General features: G+C 34.8%; 10 protein-coding genes, 3 tRNA genes, 1 riboswitch and 1 other annotated feature. Of the genes, 12 read left to right on the top strand and 1 reads right to left on the bottom strand.

Annotated elements, in window-relative coordinates; all coding sequences use genetic code 11:
- Nucleotides 1-24 precede the first annotated feature (24 nt).
- The 5 genes from HMPREF0528_RS05010 to HMPREF0528_RS04990 all read left to right on the top strand — a co-directional run bounded on the left by HMPREF0528_RS05010 (nucleotide 25) and on the right by HMPREF0528_RS04990 (nucleotide 3206).
- Nucleotides 25-114: transfer RNA gene (locus tag HMPREF0528_RS05010), tRNA-Ser, on the top strand.
- Between the two features lie 118 nt (nucleotides 115-232).
- Nucleotides 233-304, top strand: a tRNA-Glu gene (locus HMPREF0528_RS05005).
- Between the two features lie 23 nt (nucleotides 305-327).
- Nucleotides 328-400, top strand: a tRNA-Val gene (locus HMPREF0528_RS05000).
- Nucleotides 401-482: 82 nt separating this feature from the next.
- Nucleotides 483-553, top strand: a riboswitch (SMK box riboswitch).
- The gene (metK, locus tag HMPREF0528_RS04995) at nucleotides 551-1759 is read left to right on the top strand and encodes a methionine adenosyltransferase (RefSeq protein WP_034525173.1); all 1209 of its coding nucleotides are present in this window, start codon (nucleotides 551-553) and stop codon (nucleotides 1757-1759) included. Its footprint overlaps the riboswitch before it by 3 nt.
- The gene (locus HMPREF0528_RS04990; protein ID WP_004895635.1) at nucleotides 1749-3206 is read left to right on the top strand and encodes an MDR family MFS transporter; all 1458 of its coding nucleotides are present in this window, start codon (nucleotides 1749-1751) and stop codon (nucleotides 3204-3206) included. Before metK ends, HMPREF0528_RS04990 begins: the two co-directional genes overlap by 11 nt.
- Nucleotides 3207-3248: 42 nt before the next feature.
- On the opposite strand, the gene HMPREF0528_RS04985 is transcribed toward HMPREF0528_RS04990, so the two are convergent.
- Complete coding sequence (locus HMPREF0528_RS04985; protein ID WP_004895634.1) at nucleotides 3249-3956, bottom strand: phosphatase PAP2 family protein; 708 nt, start codon at nucleotides 3954-3956, stop codon at nucleotides 3249-3251.
- A 7-nt stretch (nucleotides 3957-3963) separates the two neighbouring features.
- Nucleotides 3964-4155 (top strand) — a binding site (T-box leader).
- Nucleotides 4156-4197: 42 nt separating this feature from the next.
- On the opposite strand from HMPREF0528_RS04985, the gene leuS reads away from it, so the two are divergent.
- The 7 genes from leuS (at nucleotide 4198) to HMPREF0528_RS04955 (ending at nucleotide 12317) form a co-directional block, all read left to right on the top strand.
- Nucleotides 4198-6612, top strand: a complete 2415-nt coding sequence (leuS, locus tag HMPREF0528_RS04980; protein ID WP_004895632.1) for a leucine--tRNA ligase — start codon at nucleotides 4198-4200, stop codon at nucleotides 6610-6612.
- A gap of 101 nt (nucleotides 6613-6713) precedes the next feature.
- Entirely contained in the window at nucleotides 6714-8372 is a 1659-nt protein-coding gene (locus HMPREF0528_RS04975; RefSeq protein WP_004895631.1) for a putative polysaccharide biosynthesis protein, read from the top strand.
- 105 nt (nucleotides 8373-8477) lie between these two features.
- Entirely contained in the window at nucleotides 8478-8720 is a 243-nt protein-coding gene (locus HMPREF0528_RS09560; RefSeq protein ID WP_004895629.1) for a hypothetical protein, read from the top strand.
- A gap of 50 nt (nucleotides 8721-8770) precedes the next feature.
- Complete coding sequence (locus HMPREF0528_RS09555) at nucleotides 8771-9481, top strand: Mbeg1-like protein (RefSeq protein ID WP_004895627.1); 711 nt, start codon at nucleotides 8771-8773, stop codon at nucleotides 9479-9481.
- Between the two features lie 221 nt (nucleotides 9482-9702).
- Nucleotides 9703-10449 (top strand): hypothetical protein, encoded by a 747-nt coding sequence (locus HMPREF0528_RS04965; RefSeq protein WP_004895625.1) that lies wholly within the window; start codon nucleotides 9703-9705, stop codon nucleotides 10447-10449.
- Between the two features lie 43 nt (nucleotides 10450-10492).
- Nucleotides 10493-11338, top strand: a complete 846-nt coding sequence (locus HMPREF0528_RS04960; protein ID WP_004895622.1) for an NAD(P)H-hydrate dehydratase — start codon at nucleotides 10493-10495, stop codon at nucleotides 11336-11338.
- Nucleotides 11339-11390: 52 nt separating this feature from the next.
- Nucleotides 11391-12317, top strand: a complete 927-nt coding sequence (locus HMPREF0528_RS04955) for a D-alanyl-D-alanine carboxypeptidase family protein (RefSeq protein ID WP_004895619.1) — start codon at nucleotides 11391-11393, stop codon at nucleotides 12315-12317.
- Nucleotides 12318-12496: the final 179 nt, after the last annotated feature.

Genomic DNA, 12496 nt, shown 5'->3' with positions numbered 1-12496 from the left:
AGTTTATGGCAATAATAAAATAATGGAGTGTTGTCCGAGTGGCTGAAGGAGCATGATTGGAAATCATGTATACGGGCTTTACCTGTATCGAGAGTTCGAATCTCTCACACTCCGTTGGAGAATATTTTTCGCCATAATATGTATTTCATTTATTGAGTAAATTTTTTGAAAAAAGTACTTGCTTTTTGAAAAAGATCTGGTATAGTAATATATGTGCTCAATTGTGAGATCTGGCCCGTTGGTCAAGTGGTTAAGACACCGCCCTTTCACGGCGGTAACATGAGTTCAAATCTCGTACGGGTCATTGCCATATTAAATATGGTTGTTGGAGGATTAGCTCAGCTGGGAGAGCATCTGCCTTACAAGCAGGAGGTCACAGGTTCGAGCCCTGTATCCTCCATCGTTCGCAGGACTACCAAATATGGTAGTCCTTTTTTTGTGTTTAAAGACAAATGAACGAAGTTTTATTGTATATATTGTTATTCGGTTAAGGTCCCGAAAGGATTCGTTTTTAACGAAGATGCCTTGTAACCGAAAGATGGGGGACTCTATGAAAAAAGAAAAACATTTATTTACTTCGGAATCAGTTTCAGAAGGACATCCAGATAAAGTGGCAGATCAAATCTCTGATGCTATTTTAGATGCAATTTTAGCTAAGGATCCAGATGGTCGTGTAGCTTGTGAAACTACTGTTACTACTGGTCTTGTTTTAGTTGTAGGTGAAATTTCAACCTCTGCGTATGTAGATATTCAATCTGTAGTTAGAAAAACTATTTTAGAGATTGGCTACAATCGTCCTGAACTTGGTTTTGATGGTAATAATTGTGCTATCTTAGTCGATATTGATGAACAATCTAGTGATATCGCTGGTGGCGTTAATGAATCACTTGAAACACGTGAAAACCACCAGGACAAAGATGATTTAGATAAAATAGGTGCTGGTGACCAAGGGTTAATGTTTGGTTTTGCCATTAAGGAAACTCCTGAATTAATGCCACTACCTATTTCTTTAGCTCATTCATTGATGAGGCGGGTTGCTAGTCTTCGCAAAGAGGGACGTCTTGATTGGCTAAGACCTGATGCAAAAGCACAAGTAACTGTAGAATACGATGATGAAAATAAACCAAAACGTGTAGATACAGTGGTTATTTCTACTCAAACTGATGCAGCAGTAACTAACGATGAAATTCGTGAAGCAATGATCGATATGGTAATTAAGAAGGTCATTCCATCTCAATATCTTGATAAGGATACTAAGTTTTTGATTAATCCTTCTGGTCGCTTTGTTATTGGTGGACCTAAAGGAGATTCTGGCTTAACTGGACGTAAGATTATTGTTGATACATATGGTGGATACGCTCGTCATGGTGGCGGCGCTTTCTCAGGTAAAGATTTAACTAAGGTCGATCGAAGCGCAAGTTATGCGGCTCGATATGTAGCTAAGAATATTGTGGCAGCTGGCTTAGCTTATCAATGTGAAATTCAACTTGCTTATGCAATTGGAGTTGCCCATCCAGTTTCAATCATGGTTGATACGCATGGAACAAGCAAAGTAAGTGAAGATCTATTGGTAGAGGCTGTTAGAAATGTCTTTGATTTAAGACCAGCTGGTATTATCGAAATGCTGAACTTAAAGCGCCCTATTTATCGTCAAACTGCCGCTTATGGTCATTTTGGACGAACAGACGTGGATTTACCTTGGGAGCATACAGATAGGGTAGAAGCACTAAAAACATATGTGAGCGAGCATGCAGAATAAAAGTAATACTAAAATTGTAACAATTGCTATCTTTTTAACGACCTTTATGACAGCAATTGAAGGGACTATTGTATCGACGGCGATGCCCACAATTGTTTCTGATTTAAATGGATTAGAAATCATGAATTGGGTTGTTTCCATTTTTCTATTAATGACTGCTGTCTCAACCCCAATTTATGGAAAACTAGCTGATAGCCTTGGAAGAAAACCTGTATTTCTATTCGGAATTGCTGTTTTTGTGATTGGATCGGCACTTTGTGGAATTGCACAGAATATGGTGGAACTAATCCTCTTTCGAGTAATTCAGGGGCTCGGATCAGGAGCAGTACAGCCAGTAGCTGTTACCATTATTGCTGATTTATATACGCTTGAAAAAAGAGCAAAGATGCTAGGTTTAAACTCTGGTTTTTGGGGAGTAGCTTCGGTCATTGCACCATTGTTAGGTGGATTCATTGTTCAACATTTATCATGGCACTGGATTTTTTATATTAATGTTCCATTAGGAATTTTAGCCTTTTTACTGGTGATCTTCTTTTTGAAAGAAACAAAGACAAGTAAGGATTCCACTTTAGATCTAAAAGGAACAACTTGTTTAGTCATCTTTTTATTGGCCTTAATGGTCTTCTTACAAGAAATAGAAAATGGCTTTAATTTAATCTTATTGGGATTACTAGTTATTATTGTTGCTTCAGCCATTCTTTTCTTTCGAATGGAGAAGAAAGCAAAAGATCCAATTATGCCATTAGATATGCTAACTAGCAAAGAATTTACAATGATTAATTTGATTACTTTACTTATTTCAGGGGTAGTCATTGGCTTTGAATTCTATATTCCAACTTGGATGCAAGGAATAAATGGAACAAGCGCTTCTGTTGCTGGATTTGCGGTGACACCAAGTTCGCTAATGTGGATTGTAGGATCATTTTTAATCGGTGGAATGCTTGGACGATGGGGAATAAAGAAAACATATGATTATATGTTAATTGTCCTTGTTGGAGCTGATTTAGCCTTAATATTTGTTCCAATCTATACCTCATTTTGGGTATTTTGTCTGATTGCAGCATTTAATGGGACAGCCTTTGGAGCTATTACAACTGCTTCGCAAGTTCGTTCTCAAGTTTTAGTAGGACGCGATAAAATTGGAGTTGCAACTAGTTTTAATACATTGATGAAATATTTAGGGCAGACTATGATGGTCTCTATATATGGAATTACATTTAACATGGTTGTAGCAAAGCAGGTAACACATCATCCGCAATTAACTCAAAGAATGATGAATGATATTGTTTCTGCTGATAAAGCTAAACATTTAGCGCCTAATTTAATTCCTGCTTTAAGAGAAGTTTTATTAAGCGGCTTAAAGTCGGTATATGTGGTTTCTTTAATTGTGATAATTTTATCGTTAGTTCTTAATCAACTTTATAAACAGAAGAAAATTGTTGAATAAAAAATGCTAACTGAGTTTAACATTATACTCAGTTAGCATTTTTTATTTATTCTTTTTTAAATAGAGGTGGTATAAAACGGAAAATCCAAGTAAAACAAATGTTGTACCTTCTAGCCATCCACCAATTACGTCTGAGGGATAGTGGACATGACAGAAGATTCTAGTGTAACCAATAAAAAGTGGGAAAATACTCCAAATAATAATTAAAATAGTACGCCAGGTTTTATTTTTTACTAAAAGGATAGTTAAGACTATTAGAATACCAAAGAAAGTTGCACTACCTACTGAGTGGCCCGATGGAAAGCTATAACCATCAGCAAAAACTAAATGGTGAACTAAGGGGCGATGACGTTCAACGGCATGTTTGGTAATCCAATTATAACCATTGGCACAGATCATTAATCCGGCTGAGAAGAAAGCATAGGCAAATCTTTTGGTAATCAGCAAGCCAATAAATAAAATTATCGTAGCAATGGTTAAAGTACTAGTATTACCAATTACTGTTAATTTAGTGGCAATCGCTACATTAGTTAGATTGTTGTTAGAAACTAAATGAATAATAGTTTGGTCAAAAGAATGTATAAAAGGATTTTTATAAATGACCAAGAGTGCCCAAATTACATAAAGAATTAAAAAAATAAATCCAGGAATAAGGGTATCGTGGATAGCTAAATTGTTATATTTCTTTTTCAAAAAAATTTCTCCCCTTGTAATTTCTAGTAGATGTGGTAAATTATAATCATTATCCATCAAAAAATAAAGACTAGGGAGTAGTAACAAGTCAAAGTTGTTATTAGAGATGAGCTGGTTGGTGTAAAGCTTAACAATGATGCTGTGAACTTGCCCTAACGACAAGTCTATCGTTTGCCTTCCGCGTTAAGGGGCACGAGTGTCACACATTGTATGTGTGGAACTTAGGTGGTAACGCGAAATTAACTTCGTCCTATGATTTTAATCATAGGGCGTTTTTTAGTTTTAAGGAGAGATATTTTTGTATAATCACAAAACTGTAGAAAAAAAGTGGCAAAAATACTGGGCTGAGCATGATACTTTTAAGACAGGCACTGATCCTAAGAAAAAGAATTATTATGCTTTAGATATGTTCCCATTTCCATCTGGTAAAGGTCTTCATGTAGGACACCCAGAGGGATATACTGCAACTGATATTGTTTCAAGAATGAAGAGAGCACAAGGCTATAACGTTCTTCATCCAATGGGCTGGGATGCATTTGGTCTTCCAACTGAACAATATGCCTTAAAGACTGGTGAAGATCCAGAAAAAGTTACTAAAGAAAATATTGCTAATTTTAAAAAGCAACTGAATAAGCTTGGTTTTTCATATGATTGGGACCGCGAAGTTACTACTTCTGATCCAAATTACTATAAGTGGACTCAATGGATTTTTGAACAAATGTATAAGAAGGGCTTGGCATATGAAGCTGAAGTTCCTGTTAACTGGTCTCCAGATCTAGGCACAGTTGTTGCAAATGAAGAAATTATTGATGGTAAGACTGAACGTGGTGGTTATCCAGTTTACCGTCGCAATATGCGTCAATGGATGCTTAAGATGACAGCTTATGCTGATCGCTTGCTCGAAGATTTAGATGATTTAGATTGGCCAGAGCCAGTTAAAGAAATGCAAAGAAACTGGATTGGTCGCTCAGAAGGAGCTCAAGTTACTTTTAAGGTTAAGGACAGTGATAAAACATTTGATGTGTTTACTACACGTCCTGATACTTTATTTGGTGTTAGTTACACTGTTTTAGCTCCTGAAAGTAAGTTAGTTCAAGAAATTACAACTCCTGAACAAAAAGAAGCTGTGGATGCTTACATTAAGAAAATCGAATCAAAGTCTGATCTAGAAAGAACTGATCTAAATAAAGATAAGACCGGTGTCTTTACTGGTGCCTATGCAATTAACCCAGTAAATGGAAAAGAAGTTCCAATTTGGATTTCTGATTATGTTTTAGCAAGTTATGGTACTGGTGCAGTAATGGCGGTACCAGCTCATGATGATCGTGACTATGCTTTTGCAACTAAATTTGGTTTGCCAATCAATCGAGTTATTGAAGGTGGAAATTTAGAAAAAGAAGCCTTTGATGGAGATGGTAAACACATCAATTCTGAATTCTTAGATGGCTTAAACAACGAGGAAGCTAAGAAGAGAATGATTGAGTGGCTTGAAGATCACAATGTAGGTGAAAAGAAAGTTAACTATAAACTTCGTGACTGGGACTTTAGTCGTCAACGTTACTGGGGTGAACCAATTCCTGTAATTCACTGGGAAGATGGTACTACTTCACTAGTTCCAGAAGATGAATTACCATTACGTTTGCCACATGCAACTGACATTAAGCCATCAGGTACTCCAGAAAGTCCACTTGCCAATTTGACTGATTGGGTAAACGTTGTTGATGAAAATGGTCGAAAAGGTAAGCGTGAAACTAATACTATGCCTAACTGGGCAGGTTCAAGTTGGTACTACTTACGCTATATTGATCCACATAACGATAAAGAATTGGCTGACTATGATTTACTTAAGAAGTGGCTCCCAGTAGATCTTTACATTGGTGGGGCAGAGCACGCTGTTCGTCACTTACTCTATGCTAGATTTTGGCACAAGGTTCTTTATGACTTGGGTGTTGTACCAACTAAAGAGCCATTCCAAAAGCTTTATAATCAAGGTTTGATTTTAAAGAATCATGAAAAGATGTCTAAGTCTAAAGGAAATGTTGTTAATCCTGATGAAGTAATCGATGAATATGGTGCAGATTCACTTAGAATGTACGAAATGTTCATGGGTCCATTAGATGCTTCAATTGATTGGGATGATAATGGTCCTGCATCTACTAAGAAATTCTTAGATCGTGTATGGCGCTTGTTTGTTAACGATCTTGACCTAAAGGCAATCCCTCAAGAAAAAATTGTTGACGAAAATGATGGCGAACTTGATAAGGTATATGCTGAGACTGTCAAAAAGGTTACAGAAGACTTTGAAGCTTTACACTTTAATACTGCAATTAGTCAAATGATGGTCTTTATGAATGCAGCTCAAAAAGCTAAGACTATTCCACGTGAATATGCAGAAGGATTTGTACAACTTCTTGCTCCTGTTGCACCTCACATGATGGAAGAAATCTGGTCAGTATTTGGTCATGATGAATCTATTGCATATGCTAAATGGCCAGAATATGATCCTGCCAAATTAGTTGAATCAACAGTTGAAATTATGGTTCAAGTTAATGGTAAGCTTCGCGGTAAATTTAAGGCTGCTAAGGATAGTGATAAAGATACCTTAGAAAAAGAAGCTCTTGCTCTTGATCATGTTCAAAAATTCTTAGAAGGAAAAGATGTCAAGAAAGTCATCGTTATTCCAAACAAAATCGTTAATATTGTTGCTAAGTAATTTAAGTTTTTCCTAAATAATTAATATTTGTAAATACAATTTACATTAATGAGTAATATATAATTCAGACGCTTAACTGGATATAGGGAAAATTTATCTTTATGGAAAACAATACTAAAAATACTAAAGAGACAATGGTCAAAGGTTCCGCATGGATGACTTTTGGGTCTATTGTGTCACGAATTTTAGGAGCATTGTATATTATTCCATGGTATGCCTGGATGGGAAGTCATGGAAATATTGCCAATGCTTTAACAGCGAAAAGCTATAACATTTATAGTTTATTTATTATTATTTCTACCGCAGGTATTCCCGGAGCGGTTGCCAAGCAGGTAGCGAAATATAATGCTTTAAATGAATATGATATTGGGCGAAAACTGTTTAGACGCGGCTTAATTTTGATGGCCATGTTTGGTGTGATTTGTGCAGCAATTATGTACTTTGGTGCTCCAATTTTAGCTACTGATGATATCATTGGTGCCCTTTTGCATGGGGCTAAAAGTGATCCGCGTCAAGTTGCCGTGATGAGAAGTCTTTCTTATGCAGTTTTAATTATTCCAATTTTGAGTATCATGCGTGGGTATTTTCAAGGTTATGCAGATATGATGCCTCCAGCTATGTCTCAATTTGCTGAACAATTGGCACGTGTAATATGGATGCTATTGACTGCTTATATTATTATGCAAGTTCAACATGGATCTTATGTTCATGCAGTAGTTCAATCAAATTTAGCTGCAGCTATTGGTGCGGTATTTGGAATTTTGCTCTTAGTATGGTTTTTATATCGTAGACGAAATGAACTGAATGCATTAATGAAGCAATCAAATCATGCAATTAAAATTTCTACTGCTGGAATTTTCTGGGAGATTATTAATCAATCTATTCCATTTATCATCATTGACTCTGGAATTACCTTGTTCCAATTAATTGACCAGTATACCTTTCATCCAATGATTGCTATGTTTGCTCATGCTAGTTCTGATCAAATTGAATCATGGTATGCCTTATTTGGATTAAATGCAAATAAATTAATCATGATTATTGTATCTTTAGCAACTGCAATGTCAGTAACTGCTATTCCGCTTTTATCAGGTGCCCATGCACGACGTGATTATGCCAGCATTTCTAGCCAAATTGAAAATACCTTGGAATTATTCTTATTTGTTATGATTCCAGCTTCATTGGGTATGGCTGCTATTGCAACGCCGATTTATACAATTTTTTATGGCTACGATCAACTAGGTTCAAATGTCTTGTACTTATCATCATTTACAGCAATTAGTTTAGGCCTATTTACAGTTTTAATGGCCATTTTACAAGGTCTATCAGAGAACGGACTAGCTATAAAGTACCTGGTGTTAGGAATTATCATTAAATTTGCTGTTCAACTTCCGATGATTGAATTCTTTAAAGTATATGGACCACTCTTAGCTACGAATATTGGCTTGATTATTACCATCTGGCTTTCTTTAAAGCACTTAAAAGTTAGATACAGATATAACAGTAGTCGTACATCAAGACGGTTTATTGGAATTGCAATTTTTTCAATGGCAATGTTTGTGATAGTTACCGGGGTAGTTAATTTCGGTGGAAAAATCATTTCACCTGAGCGTAGACCAACCTCATTTGTTCTTGTTACACTTGCGGTAGTTATTGGTGGCTTACTCTATGCCTTTTTAACAGTGAAATTTGGTTTAGCTCAAAAGATCATTGGACCAAAAGTTGATAGGGTCTTAGAAAAATTACATATTAGAGTTTAAAAGAGAAAAAGGAAACTTGAGTAAGATACTTACCTAAGTTTCCTTTTTTGCCCCTGCCAAGGAAGTCTATTATATAATATTTCCGAAGAAAGTGAGGAAGAAAAATTGGATAATATGCTTGTATATGCTGCAAAAGAGAAGCGAAGTTTTAATGAATTTCCCTTAAATGAAGTAGATAGCATGATTTTTTCTCAATTAGCGTATTGTAATTTTGATACTCTTCCTCAGCGTCATAGTTTACAAAGTTTGGCTTCTGATGAAGAGATTAAGACTTTAATTCAGGGAAATCTTGGTGGAAAGAATACCGAAAAGTTAATCAAAGATTATGCTAAAAAATCCCCGCTTTAAAAAACTATATTGGCGCAATGTGGTTAGTAAAGTAGATGTAAAAAGCACAAATGCAATTTAATGCTGTTACATTTTGTATTGCAGAAGATCAATACTATATTGCATATCGGGGAACAACGGCTACTACCATCGGTTGGAAAGAAAATTTTAATATGTCTTTTAATGATTGGGTACCAGCTCATTACTTTGCTCGTTCTTATTATCGAAAAATCAAAAATTTATTTTCAGGAAAATTTTATCTTGGTGGGCATTCAAAGGGCAGAAATTTAGCTTTTGCCGTTGCATTGAACCTAAAAGAATCCGACTTGTCACATATTGCTAGAATTGACTGCTTTGATGGACTAGATTTTCATAATCAAGAACGATTAAAGAATAGATTCTTAAAATTAAAGGGTAAGATTCATAAATATATTCCGCAAGGCTCATTGATTGAGATATTACAAGATGATCTGATTGGAGAAAAAGATTATTGTACTATTGTGGCAGCTTCTGGAAATAGTTTGCTCCAGCATGATATGTTTACTTGGCATGTTATCGATGATCAATTTGCAACCGTAAAGCAATTAGATAGCACATCTGAAGTTTTATGGAAGGCAATTGCTGAATGGCTAAAAAATACAAACGATACGGAAAGAAAAGATTTTATTGAAATGCTATATCTAACGGTGAGTGACACTAATCAAATTTATTTCAGGAAACTGTTAACGCCTAAGACGACATATAAATTAGCTACTCGTTTGATAAAAAATAGTTCTACCTAAAAGAATGTTTGGGAACCAATAGTAAGAAAACTTTTTAAAGCTTATGTGAATTCAGGAACAGCAGCTTTTAGTGAACAAAGAAAAAACAATTATCAAACTTTAAAAGAATTTTAGATGAACAACGCAATAAATAGGTTAAGTTATAAAAATCTATCTTGAATTAAAAACTACCTGCTTATCTAGAAAAAGAGTAAAATAACGATTGAAAGAGGTAGACAAAATTGAAAAAAGATACATATATGACTTTACTAGGATTCCGTGATACTTGTTATAATGACTTCAATTTTAATATTGATGAGAAAGATTTTTATTTAGGAACTGATACCTATAAAAAAATTGACAAGATATTAAAGGATGCGCAGAATGAGCAATTATTAGTTCAGTTTGAAGAGGGTACTCATCTTTATCAAGATTATGATCCAGAATACTTGAGCGTAGCACAAAAGAGAGAAATTCAACATGATATTAATGCAGCCCGTAACTTTTTGGATAATTACGACGGGGATGCGGACGATAAGCATGATAACTATGCAGCTTACCTAGATGATAATTCTTTGAGTTATTCTTTTGGTCCAGATAGTAATTTAGATGAAGTACAAAATAATTTAAATGATATTGAAACCAATGGCGTAATCATTTGGCAAAGACGAAAAGATGAATATATTTTATTACCACATACCATTCATAGCCTTGAAAGAATTAAAAAACAGATTGCATCAAGTAAACGTGTTGATGATAAAAAATTGCGTTATGCAATGGAGCGCTTATTTGACAATATAACTGATTTTCTTAAGCCATTTAGTGATAGTGAATTAGGAAAATACGAAAATACAATTTCACAGGAGCTTAGAGATAATTTGGAACATTATGCTTTAAGTGTTCAAACTGATGCACGTGAAGTAGCTGCAGATAAATTAACTAAATATGCAGTACAACTTGCAGAAAAAGAAAATAATGACAGTATTTAAAGTAAAGTTCATCGATTAGATGAGCTTTTTTGGATAGGACAAAATGAAATCTATTTCACAAGAATTAATATCTAGAGTAATAAAGAAAAGAAAAAGTGCTACCCATAAGGGCACCTATGGCCGCTTACTCCTAATTGGAGGAAGTAAAAAATATGGGGGAGCCCTGATTATGGCAGCAGAAGGTGCATTAAACAGTGGTGCAGGCTTAGTGACAGTTGCTACAGACCAAGTCAATATTGCCGCTTTACATACTAGAGACCCAGAGATTATGGCTCTTAATTGGGATGAAAGCATAGAGTTAAAGAATTTAATTAAAAGTTCTGATATAGTAGTTTGTGGAATGGGTCTTGGATTAGATGATAAAGCACAACAAATTTTAAGGCTACTTAGAGATAACATCACCTTAAAGCAAACACTAATCTTAGATGCTAGTGCACTAGATTTAATTGGTCAGCGAAATGATTTACTACCATTAAATTCAAAAATTTTGATTTTTACTCCTCATCAAATGGAATGGGAGCGATTAAGTAGAATAAAAATTTCTAATCAAAGTGATGAACTAAATCAGGTAGCTTTAGATAAATTAGTTAAAAATAAGAATGCGATTTTAGTTTTGAAATCAAATCACACTAAAGTTTATGATCAAACAGGGCATATTTATTTAAATCCTTTTGGTAATCCAGGAATGGCTATTGGTGGTATGGGAGATACATTAGCTGGAATTATTGGCGGATTTTGTGGTCAATTTATACCTAACTTAGAAACAGTGGCAGCTGCTGTGGGGATTCATTCTTTAACTGCCGATAAAATTGCAGAGAGGCAATATATTGTTCGACCAACTCAATTATCGGCTCATCTTCCAGAGATAATGAAGCAATATGAGAAATAATTAAGTAATGACGAAATAAGTTAAATTGCATAAAGAGAAATTGAGTGACCGAATGAGACATGCAAAGAAGAAATCTAGGAAAAAGTATTTATGGTTAATTAGCCTTGTAATAGCAGCTATTTGTTTTTTTGTATGGAAAAACAATTTTAACTCAAATAGAATGCCATCGAATTATCATGTTGACCAAGTAGACTTAAACGTTAAAGCTGCTGTAGCAATTAATGCAAAAGATGGATCAACCATTTACGCTAAAAATGCTAATCAAAGCTTGCCGATTGCTTCAATGACTAAGCTTTTAACCGTTTATTTAACTCTACAAGCAATTAAAGAGAAAAAGATATCTTGGGACACAACGGTTACTCCAACTCAAGAAATAGTTGACTTGGGCTCAAATCCAGATTACGCAAGTGTTCCACTTAGGCTAGGACAAAAATATACCGTAAGAGAACTATACTATGCAGCTTTAATAAAATCGGCAAATAATGCAGCTCGTTTACTCGCGATTGCAGTTAGTGGAAGCGAGACAAATTTTCTAAATCAAATGCGCCAGCAAGCTCGTAAATGGAAACTCAATAATGCTAAATTCGTAACTGTTGATGGTTTACCAGAGAAAAAGAAAAATTTTTTAGGGATGACGACAACAGTTGAAAATAAAATGAGTGCTAATGATATGGCAATTGTAGCAAGAAAATTAATAATTAATTACCCTGAAATTCTAAATACTACAAAACTAGCTAGAGCATATTTTCAAAATACTCTTATGATTAATAGTAATAAAATGCTAAACGGTCTCTCATACTATGATTCGATATTTCCTGTTGATGGTTTAAAGACGGGTACTACTGATGGCGCTGGTTCATGTTTTACTTGTACATTGAATAAAAATGGAAAAAGAGTGATTACAGTAATTTTAGGTGCTGAAAATGATAATGAACGGTTTGTGGAGACAAAAAAGTTATTAAGTTACTGTTTTAATTAAAATTTTACTATGCATTCGATTTAATATTGCACTTTCCCTAAGTTTGCTGATATAATCTTCATGACAAAAGGTTAAAAGTAGTAGTATTGCATTTGTTTTCAGCGAGTCTATGGTTGGTGGGAGTTAGACAATGGGGCAATATGAAGGCGTGTTTAACTTTAACTTTAAAATCAATTAAT

The sequence above is a fragment of the Lactobacillus johnsonii ATCC 33200 genome, assembly GCF_000159355.1.
Lineage (GTDB): Bacteria > Bacillota > Bacilli > Lactobacillales > Lactobacillaceae > Lactobacillus > Lactobacillus johnsonii.
The sequence above is the reverse complement of the archived record's forward strand: the minus strand, read 5'-3'. Positions and strand labels throughout refer to the sequence as shown.